The sequence below is a fragment of the Pantoea sp. MQR6 genome, assembly GCF_022761075.1.
GTDB classification, from domain to species: Bacteria; Pseudomonadota; Gammaproteobacteria; order Enterobacterales; family Enterobacteriaceae; genus Pantoea; species Pantoea phytostimulans.
The window spans coordinates 65,100-83,470 of record NZ_JAKYXB010000008.1 but is presented as its reverse complement, the minus strand read 5'-3'; the positions used below and the strand labels follow the sequence as shown (position 1 = coordinate 83,470).

Here is an 18,371-nt window from a genome sequence, read left to right as displayed (position 1 = left end):
GGAAAGAATTTATGACTACTACCACCGATAAAAAATACATTGTCGCGCTCGATCAGGGCACAACCAGTTCTCGTGCCGTCGTTCTGGATCACGACTCTAATATTGTGGCGGTATCTCAGCGCGAATTTACTCAGATCTACCCGAAAGCGGGCTGGGTTGAGCATGACCCAATGGATATCTGGGCCTCACAAAGCTCAACGCTGGTGGAAGTGCTGGCACATGCAGACATTCGCTCTGACGAAATCGCGGCAATTGGTATCACTAACCAGCGTGAAACCGCCATCGTCTGGGATAAAGAAACCGGTAAGCCGATTTATAACGCTATCGTTTGGCAAGATCCCCGCACTGCAGATTATTGTCACAAGCTGAAGAAAGAGGGACTGGAAGAGTATATCCAGCACACCACTGGTTTGGTGATTAACCCTTACTTCTCAGGCACCAAAGTGAAGTGGATTCTGGATCATGTAGAAGGCTCACGTGAACGTGCGAAACGCGGTGAACTGCTGTTTGGTACGGTTGATACCTGGCTGGTATGGAAAATGACGCAAGGACGGGTGCATATCACTGATTACACCAACGCCTCACGTACGATGATGTTCAACATCCATAAGCTGGAGTGGGATCAGCGCATGCTGGATATTCTCGATATTCCGCGTGAGATGCTGCCAGAGGTTAAATCCTCTTCTGAAGTTTACGGCCAGACCAACATCGGTGGTAAAGGCGGTACGCGTATTCCAATCGCCGGTATTGCAGGTGATCAGCAAGCAGCGCTTTACGGCCAGCTGTGCGTGCAACCTGGCATGGCAAAAAATACTTACGGCACCGGCTGCTTCATGCTGATGAACACTGGCACCGAAGCAGTGACCTCAACGCATGGTTTGTTGACGACCATCGCTTGCGGTCCACGTGGCGAAGTTAACTATGCGCTGGAAGGTGCAGTATTCATTGGTGGTGCGGCGATTCAGTGGCTGCGTGACGAGATGAAGCTGATCAGCGATGCCGCTGACTCTGAATACTTTGCAATGAAAGTCAAAGACAGCAATGGCGTTTATATGGTGCCAGCCTTCACCGGTTTGGGTGCACCTTATTGGGACCCGTATGCACGCGGCGCATTGTTTGGCCTGACGCGTGGTGCTAATGCCAACCACATCATTCGCGCGACGCTGGAATCGATCGCTTACCAAACGCGTGATGTGCTGGAAGCGATGCAGAACGATGCCAACACCCGCCTGCAGGCGCTGCGTGTCGATGGTGGCGCTGTTTCGAATAACTTCCTGATGCAGTTCCAGTCCGACATTCTCGGCACGCGTGTTGAGCGTCCAGAAGTGCGTGAAGTGACTGCGCTGGGTTCTGCTTATCTGGCAGGTCTGGCCGTCGGCTTCTGGAAAGACCTGGAGGAAGTGCGCGCCAAATCAGTGATTGAGCGTGAATTCCGTCCAAGCCTTGAAACCACCGAGCGTAACTTCCGTTATGCCGGTTGGAAAAAAGCCGTTGCTCGCGCGCAAGCGTGGGAAGAACAAGAGTAATGCTGTCAGCCCGCGACGCTTGTCGCGGGCCTTTTTCCCGCCCTCTCCCCGCTGTGCTACACTGCTCGCCTGTTTTTTGTCAGGTGCATGCCATGAAACGAGAACTTGCCATTGAATTTTCCCGCGTAACCGAAGCTGCCGCCTTAGCGGGATACAGCTGGTTAGGACGCGGCGATAAAAATGCTGCCGACGGCGCAGCTGTCCACGCAATGCGTCACGTGTTAAACACCATCAATATCGACGGCCAGATTGTGATCGGCGAAGGTGAAATCGACGAAGCACCGATGCTCTATATCGGAGAAAAAGTGGGAACCGGCAGCGGCGACGCGGTGGATATTGCCGTCGATCCGATTGAAGGCACCCGCATGACCGCAATGGGCCAAGCCAATGCGCTCGCCGTGCTGGCCGTTGGCGACAAGGGCAGCTTTTTGCATGCGCCAGACATGTACATGGAGAAGTTGATTGTCGGCCCAGCGGCGCGAGGTCATATCAATCTCGACCTGCCTTTGGAAACCAATTTACGCAACATCGCCGCCGCGATGAACAAACCACTCGAACAATTAACCGTGTCGATTCTGGCCAAGCCGCGCCACGATGACGTGATTAAGCAGCTACAACAACTTGGTGTGCGGGTGTTTACTTTCCCGGATGGCGATGTTGCTGCGTCAATTTTAACCTGCATGCCAGACAGCGAAGTGGACGTGATGTACGGCATCGGCGGCGCGCCTGAAGGTGTGGTGTCGGCAGCGGTGATTCGTGCCTTGGATGGTGATATGCAAGGACGGCTGTTAGCCCGTCATCAGGTCAAAGGTGATAACGAACAAAACCGTTTGATTGGCGAGCAAGAGTTGAAACGCTGCGCTGAAATGAAGATTGAAGCGGGCAAGCTGCTAACGCTGGATGCGATGGCGCGTAATGACAACGTCATTTTTGCCGCCACCGGCATCACCAGCGGCGATTTGCTTAAGGGCATTACGCGCCAGGGCAATATCGCCACCAGTGAAACCTTATTGATTCGCGGTAAATCGCGCACCATTCGCCGCATCCAGTCTATTCACTATCTCGATCGCAAAGATCCGGCGCTGCATCAATTTATCCTGTAACCGGCTGGTTGCTGCTCTCCGGCTGACGCGAGAGTGGCAACCAACACAGCAGCATCACCAGCGCAGTGAAAAACATCAACATGCCAATGCTGAACTGATCGCGCTGCGGCATCAACGCTGACAGCCACGCCACCAGCCCAGCCCCTAAATTCTGTAAACCGCCAATCAATGCGCCTGCGCTGCCCGCCAACCATGCATAAGGTTCCATTGCACCTGATGTCGCCAACGGGAACAGCATACCCGCGCCGAAGAAGAATAGCGCAGCAGGCACCAGCAGCGTCCAGATGTTCATCACGCCAAACCAAGCCGGAATCCACATCAGAATGCCCGCCAGTAAACAGCTATTCACACCGCACCACATCAGGCTGTGCCATGAACGCTGTTCACGCCCGGCAAACCACGCACCAAAGAAAGCCGCAGGTATAGGCAGAATAAACAGGATGCTGACGGTTAAGCTGCTCAGCCCCAATACACCGCCCAGCAATACGCCACAGCTGGCTTCAAACACGGCAATGCCTGCCAGCGCGCCAATCAACAGAATGATGTAGCGCACGAAGTGGGTGTCGCTCAGCAAGCGGCTATAGCGCTTTAGAAAGGGTGTCACTTCGGCGCTGTAGGGCCGGGTTTCTGGCAACCAACGCGCCATCGCGCTGGTGACTGCCAGGCACAGTAACAGTAAAAAGGCGAAACAGGCATGCCAGCCAAACAGCTGCGTTAACATGGCGCCGATCACGGGTGCCAACAGCGGGCTGACCAAAATGCCCATATTCAGCAGGCTGTTTGCCTGGCGCAGCGCCTGACCTGAATAGAGATCGCGCGGCATGGTACGCGCCATCACGCCCGCCACGCCGGTTCCCATGCCCTGAATCGCGCTGCCCAGCACCAGAACGCTGAGCGAAGGGGCAAACATGGCGGTTAATGCGCCGATCATAAAGATCATCATACCGACAAGGATCACCGGGCGGCGACCAACACTGTCAGACAGCGGGCCGTAGATCAGCTGCGATCCGCCGTAGGTAATTAAATAAGCTGCCATGACGCGTTGCATCGTGCCATCGCGCACGTTTAACGCTTCCGCCATGCTGGCCATCGCCGGAACATAAATGGTTTGTGCCATCTGCCCTACCGCGACCAATACAATCAACATCACCAGTAATCGGCGATTTTCTAATTTATTCATCATTATTGTGTGAAAGGTTTATCTAGAGATTAAGGATAAAGCAGCCGTAAAAAAGGCTGATACAGGTTAATGCCGGGCAAAATATCAGGATTGTGTGACAAAGCGAGAGGCGAGGCAAAAGCGTTAAACTTGCGTGCGTCAAGTTTATGCACCAGCTTGTAAAGGTGGCGCAACAGTTTGTCGATTAGAGCCTTTGACCGGGAACAGGGTAGAAATATCAGCGTCAGGTAGCGAAGATATTCGTCAGCCTGAAAAACAACCAAGGAGTGAATATGGCCGAGTGGGTCAATGCGCAAGTAAAAGAAGTAAAAAACTGGACCGATGCGCTGTTCAGCCTTCGAGTACAGGCACCGATTGATCGCTTTACTGCAGGTCAGTTTGCCAAGCTGGCGCTGGAAATTGATGGAGAACGCGTGCAGCGCGCTTATTCCTATGTCAATGCGCCAAGCGATCCTCTGCTGGAGTTCTATCTGGTTACAGTGCCGGAAGGTAAGTTGAGTCCGCACCTGTTCGCACTGCGTCCCGGCGATCAGCTTATGATCACAAAAGAAGCCGCTGGCTTCTTTGTGTTGGATGAAGTGCCGGAATGTAAAACGTTATGGATGCTGGCGACGGGCACCGCGATTGGACCTTATCTGTCGATTTTGCAGGAGGGCGAAGGGCTCGATCGCTTTGATAATATTGTGCTGGTGCATGCGGCCCGCTATGCCGCCGACCTGAGTTTTCTCCCCCTGATGCAGCAATTGCAGCAAACCTACAACGGCAAACTGCATATCCAAACCGTGGTAAGCCGCGAAGAGATTGCCGGCTCACTCAGCGGTCGCGTACCCGCGCTTATCGAAAGCGGCGAGCTGGAACGCGCGGTAGGATTAACGCTGGATGCCGAAACCAGCCACGTTATGCTGTGCGGCAATCCACAAATGGTACGTGATACGCAGCAACTGCTGAAAGATACGCGCGGCATGCGTAAGCATCTCAAACGCAAGCCGGGGCATATGACCAGCGAACATTACTGGTAAGTGGCAGGCTTATAACGTACCGGCAGCGCAGCGGCACCGAAGCGATTTTTACCGGCGGTGCCGCGAAACAGGCCCAGATCGAGCAACAGCCCAACAAAAATGATGAAAGGAATGGCGCGCCCCACCAGCCACGGCAGTACGCCATCAAGCATGCTCCAGTTCCCCGCCACCAGCATCCACGCGACGATCACCAGAAATGCCCAATAGCCAGGACGATTGCGATCGTGAAGGCGTTTTACCAGCACCGCACTGGCGGGCCAAAGCAGACAAACCACGCCAAACGCGGCCATCTGCGTATCAAGTAAATCATTCCCGGCGAGAACAAATAACAATGTGGTGGTTAACAGCCAAACAGCCTGCCAGATCCAAAAGTCACGCCGTCCTAATCGTCCACGATACGAGAAACACCATTGTTGTAATGTCATGCTTTATCACCCAGAAATAAATTTAATCTGCCGTGCTTTTTGACCTTGCGGATAAAAACCGGTCTAATTTGGGGCTGAGTTTACTGGTTAGGGTCGACAAAATGAAGAATTTGCCTGGCGCACTGTTGTTGAGTCTTGCGCTGACGGTTCCGGCATTTGCCGCCGATCCACAACCGTTGGATCGGGCTGAACATATGCCCGCCGCGCCTTATCTTTTATCTGGCGCGCCTACCTTTGATATGACTATCGGCCAGTTTCGCGAAAAATATAACACTACTAATCCTGAACTCCCGCTGCTGGAGTATCGTGCCATTGATAACCGGGACGATAAAAGCAATCTGACGCGCGCCGCCAGTAAGATCAGTGAAACACTGTACGCTTCTACTGCGCTGGAACCGGGAACCGGGAAGATCAAAACCCTGCAAATTACCTGGTTGCCGCTGCCCGGACCGGATCAGAACGCATCACAAACCAAAGCCATGGATTATATGACGGCGATGTTGCGCTTTTTTGTTCCCGGTTTAACGCCTGAAGAAGGACGTAAAAAACTGACAGAATTATTGAGCGACGGCAAAGGTTCACACTACTTTGCCCACAACGAGGGCGCGCTGCGCTTTGTCGTCTCTGACAGCGGCGATAAAGGGCTCACCTTCGCCATCGAACCGGTGAAACTAACGCTCGCCAACCCTTGATCGGGCAGGCAAAAATGACGAAAAGCAAAGCTATCAACACATTTGATCTCTATACTGTCTGGCAGACAACGCTGCCTGCTGGCAGTGCTATTTCATGAACGCGTTATGCGGAGGATAGAATGCGACATCCACTGGTTATGGGTAACTGGAAGTTGAATGGTAGCAAGCAGATGACCGCCGAATTGATCGAAGGTCTGCGCAAAGAACTGTCTGGCGTTGAAGGTTGTGGTGTAGCCATTGCGCCACCGACGATTTACCTCGATCAGGCAAAACATGCCATCTCCGGTAGCCACATTGCTCTGGGTGCTCAGAACGTGGACGTAAATCTGTCTGGCGCATTCACCGGTGAAGTTTCAGCGGACATGCTGAAAGACATCGGCGCGAAATACATCATCATCGGTCACTCTGAGCGTCGTACATACCACAAAGAGAGCGACGAGTTCATCGCGAAGAAATATGCAGTGCTGAAAGCTGCGGGCTTGATCCCTGTTCTGTGCATTGGCGAAACCGAAGCAGAAAACGAAGCCGGTAAAACCGAAGAAGTTTGCGCACGTCAGATCGACGCCGTGCTGGAAACTCAGGGCGCAGAAGCCTTTAAAGATGCCGTTATCGCTTATGAACCTGTTTGGGCTATCGGTACTGGCAAATCTGCCACACCAGCACAGGCACAGGCCGTTCATAAATTCATTCGCGACCATATCGCGAAGAAAGATGCCGCGATTGCTGAACAAGTGATCATTCAGTACGGCGGTTCTGTTAACGACAAAAATGCGGCCGAACTCTTTACTCAGCCAGACATCGATGGCGCGCTGGTTGGCGGCGCTTCACTGAAAGCCGATGCTTTCACCGTGATCGTCAAAGCCGCTGCAGCAGCGAAAAACGCGTAATACTCGTAATACCCGATGAGAGGCGGCGGCTACGTCGCCTTTTTTATTGGCCGCAATAATTTACAACTGTGATCCTGCAACTCTTCCGCCGAACCACTGTTCAATAATAGCCAGTTGCGCTCAATCGCCATCAGCACCAATCGTCCATCTGCTAAGCTCGCCAGCGCCAGGCCATATTTCCCCATTTCATGCCGAGCATTCGGAACCTCCGCTGCCAACTGCATAAAAACGCTCTGCTGCGCCAGTTCTGCGGTTGTCAGCGTGCGCAGTAAATAGCGATGGCTATGTAGCGTCTCTGTTTGCCATTCGCTGTTTAGCCTGGGAGCCAGCGCGTTGAGACGCTGTCGCACATCCGGCCGTAAACAGGAGATATGAATATGCAGCTGGTTTTGTGTGCGTCCATATTCAGCGTTAATTGCCAACGATAAGGTGTTGTCAGTAATCGGTGCGGCATAACGTTGTGCTAATAAATGGCGTTGAGCCCAGGCGAAAGAAAAATAGTTTGGCGTGGTGGGATTAAGCAGTTGTGGACTTTCAATACCGGTAATTTTCGCTAAGGGGATAAGCAAGTATTGCAGCGGGCCATTGCGATCTTTCAGCATTGCATAGCCTTGAGCGAGGTCAACGCGTTCACAAGGTTTGGGCTGCCCTGTTTGCTGCAATTGTGGTACACACTTTTCGCTGACGATTTGCCACAAGGCATCGGAATTTTTCTTGAAGTGAAAAGCCGCAATGAGTATTGCCGTAATCACTAGCGCGAGCAAACATTTAATCAGACTAAAGGCATGACGGCTTCCCTGCATAGCAAGGTTTCCTCTTTTCTTTACCAGTCCGCATCCTCGCCTGCTGGCGTGTTAATGTCACGCTTAAAACAAAAAACCCTACTCGCAGAACTTCCGCTTTCGGGGTTTAAGTGAACTAACAGACGTTATTCAGGCTTCATCACCTGATCATAAGTACCGCCGTCAGTGAAATGCGTTTTCTGTGCTTTTGTCCAGCCACCAAACTTGTCGTCGATAGTGAAAAGTTTTACTGGAGCAAAGCTGCTGGCAAATTTCTTCGCAACTTCAGCATCGCGTGGGCGGTAATAATTCTGCGCCGCGATGGTCTGGCCTTCTGGGGAATAGAGATACTTCAAATATTCATCAGCGACTTTGCGCGTATCTTTCTCATCAACCACTTTGTCGACGACCGATACAGTAGGTTCTGCCAGAATTGACTCGCTTGGCGTGACGATCTCAAACTTATCTTTGCCCAGTTTGTTTACCGCCAGATAAGCTTCGTTTTCCCAGGCAATCAGCACATCGCCAATGCCACGTTCTACGAAGGTGTTAGTGGCGCCACGCGCACCTGAATCCTGCACTTCAACGTTCTTAAACAAGGCTCTTACGTACGCTAACGCTTTAGCCTGATCGCCATTATTGTGATCTAATGCCCAACCCCATGCAGCCAGATAGTTCCAGCGTGCACCACCTGATGTTTTCGGGTTTGGCGTGATAACAGAAACGCCCGGTTTGATCAGGTCGTTCCAGTCATGAATACCTTTTGGATTGTCTTTACGCACCAGAAATACAATGGTGGACGTGTAAGGCGCAGAATTATCGGGTAGACGCTTGATCCAGTTTTTATCGATGCGGCCACGTTCTGCAATTGCATCCACATCAGATTGCAGCGCCAGCGTGACGACATCAGCACGAATGCCATTGATCACTGACGTGGCTTGCTTGCCTGAACCGCCATGCGATTGACGGACAACCACGTTGTCACCCGTTTCCTGTTTGTAGTGCGCACTGAATGCTTTGTTGTACTGTTCGTACAATTCACGCGTTGGATCGTAGGAAACGTTTAATAACTGAATATCCTTCGCCAATACGCTGGTAGAAGCCAGCAAAAGGGTAAAACCAATACTCCACTTGTTCATTGCGCACTCTCCCAATATCGTTATGAGATAAGCGTGACATAAACCATTCCAGAGCTAAAAGAATTAAAAACCAGCTGATATAACTTAGGGGAATATAAGGCGAGGATGGCAGGGCGCACTCTATAGCGCGCCCTGAAAAAGTTAGTAAAGCTGTTTAGCGGTATCTAACCAGTCACGTTTGAAGGGGCGCTTCATATTTTCAATGGCATCGATAATGTCATGATGCACCATTTTTTCATTCTGAATGCCCACGCAACGGCCACCATATCCCTGCATCAGCAGTTCAATGGAAAAAGCGCCCATACGTGACGCCAGAATGCGGTCATAAGCACAAGGTGCGCCGCCACGTTGAATATGGCCAAGCACAGTGGAGCGCGTTTCACGCTTGGTTTCCGTTTCAATGAAGCGCGCCAGATCGTCGATATCACAGATGTGCTCGGTGATCGCAACAATGGCATGTTTCTTACCTTTCGCGATGCCCGCTTTGATTTCCGCTACCAACTCTTCACGCGTGTAAGGGATTTCAGGCAATACGATGAATTCACAACCGCCAGCAATAGAAGCCGCAAGTGTCAGATCGCCGCAATGGCGTCCCATGACTTCTACAATCGAAATGCGCTGGTGCGACGAAGAGGTATCACGTAAGCGGTCAATTGCTTCTACAACAGTTTCCAACGCGGTGAAATAACCGATCGTGTAATCGGTACCGGCAACATCGTTATCGATAGTGCCTGGCAAACCGATGCAGGGAAAACCCATTTCAGTCAGGCGTTTTGCGCCCATATAAGAACCGTCACCGCCGATCACCACTAACGCATCAATGCCGCGCTTTTTCATGTTTTCGATGGCAATTTGGCGAACTTCGTCGTTACGGAATTCCGGGAAACGCGCCGACCCCAAGAAGGTGCCGCCACGGTTGATCATGTCAGAGACGCTGTAGCGGTCAAGATTGATCATCCGATCTTCATACAAACCCAAATAGCCGTCATAGATACCAAAAACTTCCAGTCCTTCACTCAGCGCGGAGCGAACAACGCCGCGAATGGCTGCGTTCATGCCTGGAGCGTCGCCGCCGCTGGTTAATACACCAATTTTTTTGATCATGACAACCTCTGGATTGTTCAAAACTAAGGGTTAATCCTGCCTGTCGAGCGCCGGTAAGCTAAATTTTTCGATAAGCGCGACACGTGATGGCAGATAGTATATCAAAGGCTTGCTGCTGAATTGATTCAGGTCAGACAAGTTTTCACTAATTTTTGCAGCATTGTTAGCGTCACGTCATTTTCTTTCGTACTAAGTTGATTATTTTAGTTAAAACCCGAAAGAATCCTGGCGCTCGAACGGTACCACAGAACAAGGATCCTGATGGATTATTACGTCAGAACCGGGAAATTCCTTCAGTAAGGCTTTTTCAACTTGATCGGCAACGCGGTGCGCCTGCACTAACGGCAGCTGATCTTCCAACTCCAGATGCAGTTGAATAAATTTAGTCGGCCCGGATTGGCGCGTGCGTAAATCGTGCACACCCTGAACGCCAGGCCAATGTGTGGCGATGTCCAGAATCTGCTGTCTTTCTTCCTCCGGTAAAGCACGATCAAGCAGTGCCTGAACGGCATCATTCGCCATACGCAAGGCGCTATAAAGGATGAAAACACCAATCCCCAAGGCAAAGAGTGCATCGGCCCGAACAAAACCGTAGCTGCTCAACACCAAGGCCACCAGAATTGCGCCATTCATAATCACATCAGATTGATAATGAAGCATATCGGCGCGAATTGCCTGGCTACGTGTTTTACGTACTACCCAACGCTGGAAAGCGACCAACGTTAAGGTTGAGAACAGTGCAACAACCGTGACAACAATACCGACGATAGGCGCGCGCATGACATTGGGTGAGGCAAGATGTTGCAGGCCAGTAAGGAACAAAAAAAGTGCGGAGCCGGAGATAAACATGCTTTGTGCCAGCGCTGCTAGCGATTCCGCTTTGCCGTGACCAAAGGTGTGATTGGCATCTGCAGGTTGTAACGCATAACGCACCACCAGCAAATTAGTCAGTGATGCAGCAATATCCACCAGCGAATCGACCAAGGCAGCCAACAGGCTTACAGAACCGGTGTACCACCATGCAAATATCTTCACAATCAATAAGATGGTCGCAAGAATAGTAGCTGACAATGCTGCGCGTTTAACTAATCGAGCATAGGTGGGTTGCATATCAGGCTCCATGTGCGCGCCAATGAAGGCGTGTACCCAAACTGGGACAATCGCTCAAGTTTAACACTCGTGCTGCCGCTACGCATGAAACCGGCTTAAACAGATAAAAATGGCTGAGATAACGAAGAGGAAGTGGTTCTTTGAAAAACGTGGATAAAACATGCCCCGGCCAGGGAAGAGGTCGGGGCTGATTGCTTACTTTCATAAGCGCCAAATTAAAGTGCAGATTTGGCAAGGTCAGGTCTAACGACGAGCGTGACTATTTGCTTTTGCCGCCTTTTTTCCCTGCCTCGGAGGCTTTTTCGCGATCGTTTTTAAAGTTACCGCCGCCGCCACCGCTGCTCTGACCGCCTTTTTTGCCAGCTTCAGATGCTTTCTGTGGATTCTCTGCGAAATTACCTGAACCACCACGATGCTCTGCCATAATTTACTCCGTTAATAGATTCATTTTGGAATACATGATGTGGTTGATGCTCTCCGTTATCCCGGGGTATATCGCCTTCCTTGCTGCAACGGAATTAAGTATAGAAGATGAGCACTGCGCCGCAAGCGCAGCGAGGGAATGTTAACTCACTGTATTTATTACATAAAAAAGTTAGCGATAGCAACTAACTCATTACTTATTAACGGTTTAAAATTTCAGAGAATAGTTGGTATTAATTTTTACGCTTTATTGAAATATAAAAAGACAGCAAAAAAGCGAACCGCCAAAGCAATGTTAATAAGGTGAATTTGCGCACGGCTTATCAGGAGGGTTAAGTAAGTTATTTCGCCAGGTAAGAGAGTTATGGCAAAAATTAAGCAAAAAAAACCCCGCCATCATGGCGGGGAAGACAGGGATGGTGTCTATGGCAAGGAAAACAGGGATACTATGTTACTGGTTACTGCCGGTACTACTCACTGCTTGCAGCGATGACGCTGACTGCAAATTCGATAACTCGCGCATTTCGCTAAGCCGACGTTGATAATTCTTCTGTAACGTCGCTTGCTGAGCAGGTGTGAGCAAGTGATACATTTGGTTGCGAACTCGTGCCATTTCGACCTGCTGTTCAATCTGAACTTGGGCGATTTTTTCCGCTTTTTCACGGATGGCCGCTTCGTTAAACTTATCTGCAGTCACCAAGTCATGCATGGCTGCAACATCATCAATACTTATCGCCGGACGTTCATGCCGAGCCTGTTGCATCAGGTCACGCATCTGTTGCCGTTGTTGTTCAGTCAACTCGATGCCATCGAACATGTGGCTTTGCGGATTTTGCGTCATACTGCCTGTCGTCAATCCGCTGTGATGCATCTCGTCAATCGTCGTGGTGTCTGCTGCTCCTGCGCTGGCGTGATAAATAACCAACGCTGAGGCAAGGACAACGACGGTTACTTTGCGCATCGTTTACTCCAGTTCGTTCCGTTTTGCGATTCAACGAGAGCCAGTGTACGGCGAAAGCTGCAAACATCCGTCAGGGGGTGTAAAACTACGTAAAGCGATGGATTGGTGCTGTAGGAACACGGTATTTTGCCTGCGGAGGGCTACAAAAATGAATAAAATCCTGTTGGTAGATGATGACCGCGAATTAACTTCGCTTTTAAAAGAACTGTTGGAAATGGAAGGGTTTGAAGTGGTCGTGGCCAGCGATGGTGAACAAGCGCTGAACCTGCTCGATAACTCAATTGATTTACTTTTGCTCGATGTCATGATGCCGAAGAAGAACGGCATCGACACCTTAAAAGAACTGCGTCAGCAATATCAAACACCCGTGATCATGTTGACCGCACGCGGCAGCGAGTTAGATCGGGTGCTGGGCCTGGAATTAGGGGCGGACGATTACTTACCGAAGCCGTTTAACGATCGTGAGCTGGTTGCGCGTATTCGTGCCATCCTGCGCCGTTCCAACTGGAGCGAACAGCAGCAACAGCATGACAACAGTTCACCGACGTTAGAGGTAGATTGCCTGCGTTTGAATCCGGGTCGTCAGGAGGCCAGCTTCGATGATGTGACGCTGGATCTCACCGGCACAGAGTTCACCCTGCTCTATCTTTTGGCGCAACATCTTGGTCAAGTTGTTTCACGTGAGCATCTGAGCCAGGAAGTGCTGGGTAAGCGCTTAACGCCGTTTGACCGTGCCATTGATATGCATATCTCTAACTTACGTCGCAAACTGCCTGAGCGCCGCGATGGGCATCCTTGGTTTAAAACTTTACGGGGACGCGGCTATCTGATGGTTTCGGCATCATGATTGGAAGTTTGACCACCCGCATCTTCGCCATTTTCTGGTTAACGCTGGCATTGGTGTTGATGCTGGTGTTAATGGTGCCCAAGCTGGATTCGCGTCAGATGACCTCGCTAATGGAAAGTGAACAGCGGCAAGGCTTGATGATAGAGCAGCATGTGGAAGTCGAATTATCGCAAGATCCCCCTAATGATTTGATGTGGTGGCGTCGGCTCTTCCGCGCGATAGAGAAATGGGCACCACCGGGTCAACGCCTGGTGCTGGTTACCAGCGAAGGCCGGGTGATTGGTGCGCAACACAACGAAATGCAGGTGATTCGTAATTTTATCGGGCAATCCGATAATGCCGATCATCCGCAGAAGAAGAAGTATGGTCGTGTAGAGCTTGTGGGACCCTTCGCCGTGCATGATGGTGAAGATAACTACCAGCTCTATATGATTCGTCCTGCGACCAGTTCCCAGCTCGACTTTGTGAACCTGCTCTTTGACCGCCCGCTCTTGTTATTGATTGTCACTATGCTGATCAGCTCGCCGCTGTTGCTGTGGCTGGCGTGGAGCCTGGCGCGTCCGGCGCGTAAATTAAAATACGCAGCAGATGAGGTAGCAAGTGGCAATTTGCGTCAGCATCCGGAACTGGAATCTGGTCCGCAAGAATTTCTGGCAGCGGGCTCCAGCTTCAACCAAATGATCAGCGCGCTTGAGCGCATGATGAACGGTCAGCAACGCTTACTCTCAGATATTAGCCATGAGTTACGTACACCGCTTACCCGCCTACAACTGGCGACAGCGTTATTGCGCCGCCGTCATGGCGAAGGTAAAGAGTTGCAACGTATAGAAACGGAAGCTCAGCGTTTGGACGGCATGATTAACGACTTACTGGTGCTGTCGCGTACTCAGCACAAAAATGCATTAATCAGTGAAGCGATGAAAGCCAATCATCTGTGGAATGGCGTGTTGGAAGATGCCAAATTTGAAGCAGAACAAATGGGCAAAAAATTAGATATTCCTTATCCGCCTGGCCCATGGCCGCTTTATGGCAATCCACATGCGTTGGAAAGCGCGCTTGAGAACATCGTACGTAACGCATTGCGTTACTCTAATTCTCAGATCAGCGTGAGCTTCTCGGTGGATATATCAGGGATTACTGTTCACGTTGATGATGATGGCCCCGGCGTGAGCGCAGAAGATCGCGAACAGATTTTCCGTCCGTTCTATCGCACTGATGAAGCACGCGACCGTGAATCGGGTGGAACCGGTTTAGGCTTAGCCATCGTTGATACCGCTATCCAGCAACATCATGGTTGGGTAAAAGCTGATGACAGCCCACTGGGCGGCTTACGACTGACAATGTGGTTACCACTCTACTCCTCTGCTCGTCAATAATTTGCTATGCTTCGGCCCTCGTTATCGGGGGCCTTATGCTAAACATTGTTTTATTTGAACCAGAAATCCCACCTAATACCGGCAATATCATCCGCCTTTGTGCAAACACAGGCTTCCAGTTGCATTTGATTGAACCCTTGGGTTTTACCTGGGATGACAAACGACTGCGCCGTGCCGGACTCGACTATCACGAATTTACCGCTATCAAGAAGCACGCCGATTATCAGGCGTTTTTAGCCAGTGAAAGTCCTGAGCGACTGTTTGCCTTAACGACCAAAGGAACGCCTGCACACAGCGCTGTGGCGTATCAGAAGGGAGATTACTTGCTCTTCGGCCCTGAAAGCCGTGGCTTGCCCGCTGGAATTTTGGATGCCCTGCCCGCACAGCATAAAATCCGCATTCCTATGATGGCAGAAAGCCGCAGCATGAATTTGTCGAACGCAGTGTCGGTGGTGGTATACGAAGCGTGGCGCCAACTCGATTATGCTGGCGCGCTGATTAAAGGCTAAATGCCGTCGCCAAACTGGAAGCCCGCCAGACTGCCATTGAAGTGCTGATCCATATCCATTGATGGTTTTTCACTGCCGGGCTTACCAACGATGCGTGCAGGCACGCCTGCTGCGGTGGTATGTGGCGGAACGGGCTGCAACACCACAGAACCGGCACCAATTTTTGCGCCACGTCCGATTTCGATATTGCCAAGGATTTTCGCGCCAGCACCAATCATCACCCCTTCACGAATTTTTGGATGGCGATCGCCGCTGGTTTTACCGGTTCCCCCAAGCGTGACTGATTGCAGAATCGACACATCGTTCTCAATCACTGCCGTTTCACCAATCACAATACCGGTCGCATGATCGAGCATGATGCCGTGGCCAATATTTGCTGCTGGATGGATATCTACCGCGAATGAGACTGAAACTTCATTCTGCAAATAAACCGCTAGCGCACGTCGTCCCTCTTTCCACAGCCAATGACCGATGCGATAAGCCTGCAAAGCGTGGAAGCCTTTGAGATAGAGCAGCGGCGTGGAGTATTTGTCTACGGCTGGATCGCGCTGACGCACCGCCTGAATATCGTAAGCCGCAGAGGTAATCATTGAAGGATCTTCGCGATAAGCTTCTTCAACGATTTCACGGATAGCAATTGCTGGCATGATGGGGTTAGACAATTTATTTGCCAGCATGTAGCTCAGCGCGCTGCCGAGATTCTCATGCTTAAGCAATGTCGCATGGTAAAAGCTGGCCAGCATGGGCTCACAATCGGCCAATGCACGCGCTTCTGCTTTGATATTATTCCAGACCAGTTCTAACTCATCAGACGACATTGCTGTTTTCTCCCGATAAAAAAAGCGCCTGAATTGGCGCTACAGGTGATTACGCTTCGCTCCCTGCTTAGCTGCTGCTGTTTTCGTCCTTCCTTGTACGCCCCAGCAGACTCAATGCTGCATCCCGCGCCGGTTTTTCGCAATATAGCACCTGATAAATCTGCTCAGTTATCGGCATTTCTACACCAACACGAGCGGCTAATGCTTTGACTTCCTTGGTGTTTCTGTATCCTTCTACAACTTGTCCGATAATGCGTTGCGCACTGTCAACATCCTCGCCTTGCCCCAGCATCATGCCAAAACGACGGTTACGTGACTGATTATCGGTACAGGTCAGCACAAGATCACCTAATCCTGCCATTCCCATAAAGGTGGTAGGATCAGCGCCCAATGCCGCTCCCAAGCGGCTCATTTCTGCCAACCCGCGAGTGATTAAGGCCGTACGCGCATTGGCACCAAAGCCGATACCATCAGAAATACCTGCACCAATCGCGATAACGTTTTTCACTGCGCCGCCCAACTGGACGCCAATGAAATCAGGATTGTTATAGACGCGGAAGCTTTTGCCGCAATGCAGCTTTTGCTGCAAATCTTCAGCGAATTGCGCATCGGTAGAGGCCAACGCAATCGCCGTAGGCATTCCTGCCGCCAGTTCTTTCGCAAATGTTGGACCCGAAATCACCGCCAGCGGAATCGCATCGCCCAAGATCTCGCGTGCTACATCTTGCAGTAAACGCCCGGTTTCCTTCTCCAAACCTTTGGTCGCCCAGACAATTCGAGAATCATCACGCAAATGCGGTTTGATTTGCGTGAGCACGTCGCCAAAAACATGGCTCGGCACCACGACTAATAGATCGCGACTGGCAGCAATGGTTTTTACCAGATCGGGTTCAAGCGCAAGAAAGTCAGGAAAAGGCACATCGGGCAGGAAAGCGGTGTTACAGCGGTCAGATTGGAGTTGCGCCAGATGCGCAGGGTTGTGTCCCCACAACAATACCGGATGGCCGTTGCGGGCCAGGGTAATCGCCAAAGCGGTGCCGTACGAGCCGGCACCGATGACGCTAATCGAAGCGTTATTTGTCATCAGGCATCCTGATGTGGTTCAGCGCCTTCTTCACCTTGTTGCTGCTGCAGATAGTTCATGAACAGCGCATCAAAGTTAACCGGCGCCAGGTTAAGCTGCGGGAAAGTACCACGTGAAACCAGGCTGGTGATGCATTCACGGGCATACGGGAACAAGATGTTCGGGCAGTATGCGCCCAGACAATGTGCCATCTGTGACCCATCAATGCCGCTGATAGTGAAAATACCGGCCTGCTGAACTTCGCACAGGAACGCCGTTTCTTCACCTACGGTTGCGGTCACGGTCACACGCAGCACCACTTCATAAACTTCGTCAGCCAGCTGTGAAGATGCAGTGTCCAGATCCAATTTTACGTCCGGTTCCCACTCTTTCTGGAAAACCTGCGGCGCATTTGGCGCTTCAAAAGAGATATCTTTGGTGTAAACGCGTTGAATCTGGAATTGCATTTCGTTGGTGTTGTGTTCTGACATGTAACTAAGTCCTGTGAGTTAGAATGTTCAGCGTAAACTACGCCTGCAGTAACGGATCTAAACCTTCGCGGAAATCGAGCGCGATAAGGTCGTCGCAGCCGCCAATGTGCTGCGCATCAATAAAAATCTGAGGAACGGTGGTGCGGCCGCTGCGTTTGATCATCTCTTCACGTTTCGCCATGTCCCCATCAATGGGAATCTCCTGGTACGTTACGCCTTTTTGACTTAACAGCGCCTTTGCCCGGTGGCAGTAAGGACAGGTTGTTTTGGTGTAAATCTCGATGTTCGCCATGGTGTGCACCTCAGTAAGTTTATTTACCGCGTACTAACGGCAGATTTTCGCCGCTCCAGCCGCTTACGCCATCTTTCAATACAGTAACCTGCGTAAAACCCGCAGCACTCAGGTGTGCAGCAGAATCAGCAGCACTTTGTCCTGTCGCACACACCACAATTATGGGTTGCGCTTTATGCTTTTCTAGTTCACCTAAATTGCCTTTTTTGAGCTCAGCCGCTGCCACGTTCACTGCGCCTGAAATGTGTCCCCTGCGATAATCATCGCGCGAACGCACGTCTACAACTACCGCGTCCTCTTTGTTAATCAGGCGGGTTGCTTCACCGCGGCTGATAGTTTTTACCTTAGAGAACATTCCTTTAACGGTAGTCACAATCACCAGAACGAGTAAAACGACCCATGCCAGACTCAGGATGGGGTGATTGCTTGCAAACTGCATAATTTCTTGCATGAGGGGTAACGACTCCAGACCGGGCTAATAAGCTAAAACAAGGGTTCTGAGTATACCTGCGCCACTTCGCATGTACAGACGCTAAGCGGTCAGAGTTAATATTTGTGCATCATTTTCCAAAAAAAAACGCCGAATGGCAAAAATGACGTAACGCTTATGCCGGGTTTGGTCTA

The 18,371-nt window shown here is 51.0% G+C and carries 21 protein-coding genes; 8 read left to right on the top strand and 13 right to left on the bottom strand.

Going from position 1 to position 18,371, the window contains the following annotated elements:
• The first annotated feature begins 11 nt into the window (after window positions 1-11).
• Entirely contained in the window at window positions 12-1,526 is a 1,515-nt protein-coding gene (gene glpK / locus MUG06_RS21650; protein ID WP_243080001.1) for a glycerol kinase GlpK, read from the top strand.
• Window positions 1,527-1,618: 92 nt separating this feature from the next.
• Window positions 1,619-2,629, top strand: a complete 1,011-nt coding sequence (gene glpX, locus MUG06_RS21645; RefSeq protein ID WP_215848178.1) for a class II fructose-bisphosphatase — start codon at window positions 1,619-1,621, stop codon at window positions 2,627-2,629.
• Here the strand turns inward: glpX and emrD are convergent.
• On the bottom strand, window positions 2,619-3,812 hold the full coding sequence (gene emrD / locus MUG06_RS21640; protein WP_279234075.1) for a multidrug efflux MFS transporter EmrD: 1,194 nt from the start codon (window positions 3,810-3,812) through the stop codon (window positions 2,619-2,621). The two genes, glpX and emrD, sit on opposite strands and share 11 nt — an antisense overlap.
• A 269-nt stretch (window positions 3,813-4,081) precedes the next feature.
• On the opposite strand from emrD, the gene fpr reads away from it, so the two are divergent.
• A complete protein-coding gene (fpr, locus tag MUG06_RS21635; RefSeq protein WP_243080000.1) occupies window positions 4,082-4,828 on the top strand; it encodes a ferredoxin--NADP(+) reductase in 747 nt (248 codons plus the stop codon).
• Here fpr and MUG06_RS21630 read toward each other — a convergent pair.
• Complete coding sequence (locus tag MUG06_RS21630; RefSeq protein WP_215848177.1) at window positions 4,819-5,253, bottom strand: DUF805 domain-containing protein; 435 nt, start codon at window positions 5,251-5,253, stop codon at window positions 4,819-4,821. The two genes, fpr and MUG06_RS21630, sit on opposite strands and share 10 nt — an antisense overlap.
• 101 nt (window positions 5,254-5,354) lie before the next feature.
• Here MUG06_RS21630 and MUG06_RS21625 point away from each other — a divergent pair, with 101 nt between their 5' ends.
• Both MUG06_RS21625 and tpiA read left to right on the top strand, forming a co-directional pair.
• Window positions 5,355-5,945: a YiiQ family protein gene (locus MUG06_RS21625; RefSeq protein WP_215848176.1), complete on the top strand. Its 591-nt coding sequence runs from the start codon at window positions 5,355-5,357 to the stop codon at window positions 5,943-5,945.
• 119 nt (window positions 5,946-6,064) lie between these two features.
• Window positions 6,065-6,832: a triose-phosphate isomerase gene (tpiA, locus tag MUG06_RS21620; protein WP_215848175.1), complete on the top strand. Its 768-nt coding sequence runs from the start codon at window positions 6,065-6,067 to the stop codon at window positions 6,830-6,832.
• Between the two features lie 29 nt (window positions 6,833-6,861).
• On the opposite strand, the gene MUG06_RS21615 is transcribed toward tpiA, so the two are convergent.
• The 6 genes from MUG06_RS21615 to cpxP form a co-directional block, all read right to left on the bottom strand.
• Entirely contained in the window at window positions 6,862-7,635 is a 774-nt protein-coding gene (locus tag MUG06_RS21615) for a CDP-diacylglycerol diphosphatase (protein ID WP_243079999.1), read from the bottom strand.
• 125 nt (window positions 7,636-7,760) lie between these two features.
• Complete coding sequence (locus MUG06_RS21610) at window positions 7,761-8,753, bottom strand: sulfate ABC transporter substrate-binding protein (protein ID WP_215848173.1); 993 nt, start codon at window positions 8,751-8,753, stop codon at window positions 7,761-7,763.
• A 141-nt stretch (window positions 8,754-8,894) separates the two neighbouring features.
• Entirely contained in the window at window positions 8,895-9,857 is a 963-nt protein-coding gene (gene pfkA / locus MUG06_RS21605) for a 6-phosphofructokinase (RefSeq protein WP_243079998.1), read from the bottom strand.
• Between the two features lie 207 nt (window positions 9,858-10,064).
• A complete protein-coding gene (gene fieF / locus MUG06_RS21600; RefSeq protein WP_243079997.1) occupies window positions 10,065-10,967 on the bottom strand; it encodes a CDF family cation-efflux transporter FieF in 903 nt (300 codons plus the stop codon).
• Window positions 10,968-11,226: 259 nt separating this feature from the next.
• Window positions 11,227-11,391 carry a KGG domain-containing protein gene (locus MUG06_RS21595; RefSeq protein ID WP_243079996.1) on the bottom strand — a complete coding sequence of 55 codons (165 nt, stop codon included), beginning with the start codon at window positions 11,389-11,391 and terminating at the stop codon, window positions 11,227-11,229.
• Between the two features lie 450 nt (window positions 11,392-11,841).
• Window positions 11,842-12,351 carry a cell-envelope stress modulator CpxP gene (gene cpxP / locus MUG06_RS21590; RefSeq protein ID WP_215848171.1) on the bottom strand — a complete coding sequence of 170 codons (510 nt, stop codon included), beginning with the start codon at window positions 12,349-12,351 and terminating at the stop codon, window positions 11,842-11,844.
• Between the two features lie 148 nt (window positions 12,352-12,499).
• Here cpxP and cpxR point away from each other — a divergent pair, with 148 nt between their 5' ends.
• Genes cpxR through trmL form a run of 3 tightly spaced genes read left to right on the top strand, consistent with a single transcriptional unit; the run spans window position 12,500 to window position 15,083 of the window.
• Window positions 12,500-13,198, top strand: coding sequence for an envelope stress response regulator transcription factor CpxR (gene cpxR, locus MUG06_RS21585; RefSeq protein ID WP_243079995.1), 699 nt, complete (start codon window positions 12,500-12,502; stop codon window positions 13,196-13,198).
• Window positions 13,195-14,574, top strand: a complete 1,380-nt coding sequence (gene cpxA, locus MUG06_RS21580; RefSeq protein ID WP_215848169.1) for an envelope stress sensor histidine kinase CpxA — start codon at window positions 13,195-13,197, stop codon at window positions 14,572-14,574. The genes cpxR and cpxA overlap by 4 nt, the downstream gene beginning before the upstream one ends.
• Before the next feature lie 35 nt (window positions 14,575-14,609).
• Complete coding sequence (gene trmL / locus MUG06_RS21575; protein WP_215848168.1) at window positions 14,610-15,083, top strand: tRNA (uridine(34)/cytosine(34)/5-carboxymethylaminomethyluridine(34)-2'-O)-methyltransferase TrmL; 474 nt, start codon at window positions 14,610-14,612, stop codon at window positions 15,081-15,083.
• Here trmL and cysE read toward each other — a convergent pair.
• The 5 genes from cysE to MUG06_RS21550 all read right to left on the bottom strand — a co-directional run bounded on the left by cysE (window position 15,080) and on the right by MUG06_RS21550 (window position 18,198).
• Window positions 15,080-15,901, bottom strand: a complete 822-nt coding sequence (gene cysE, locus MUG06_RS21570) for a serine O-acetyltransferase (RefSeq protein ID WP_215848167.1) — start codon at window positions 15,899-15,901, stop codon at window positions 15,080-15,082. The two genes, trmL and cysE, sit on opposite strands and share 4 nt — an antisense overlap.
• Before the next feature lie 67 nt (window positions 15,902-15,968).
• Window positions 15,969-16,985, bottom strand: coding sequence for an NAD(P)H-dependent glycerol-3-phosphate dehydrogenase (gpsA, locus tag MUG06_RS21565; RefSeq protein WP_243079994.1), 1,017 nt, complete (start codon window positions 16,983-16,985; stop codon window positions 15,969-15,971).
• Window positions 16,985-17,455 (bottom strand): protein-export chaperone SecB, encoded by a 471-nt coding sequence (gene secB / locus MUG06_RS21560; RefSeq protein ID WP_215848165.1) that lies wholly within the window; start codon window positions 17,453-17,455, stop codon window positions 16,985-16,987. Before secB ends, gpsA begins: the two co-directional genes overlap by 1 nt.
• A gap of 37 nt (window positions 17,456-17,492) precedes the next feature.
• Window positions 17,493-17,747 carry a glutaredoxin 3 gene (grxC, locus tag MUG06_RS21555; RefSeq protein ID WP_215848164.1) on the bottom strand — a complete coding sequence of 85 codons (255 nt, stop codon included), beginning with the start codon at window positions 17,745-17,747 and terminating at the stop codon, window positions 17,493-17,495.
• 19 nt (window positions 17,748-17,766) lie between these two features.
• On the bottom strand, window positions 17,767-18,198 hold the full coding sequence (locus MUG06_RS21550; protein WP_215848163.1) for a rhodanese-like domain-containing protein: 432 nt from the start codon (window positions 18,196-18,198) through the stop codon (window positions 17,767-17,769).
• Window positions 18,199-18,371 lie beyond the last annotated feature (173 nt).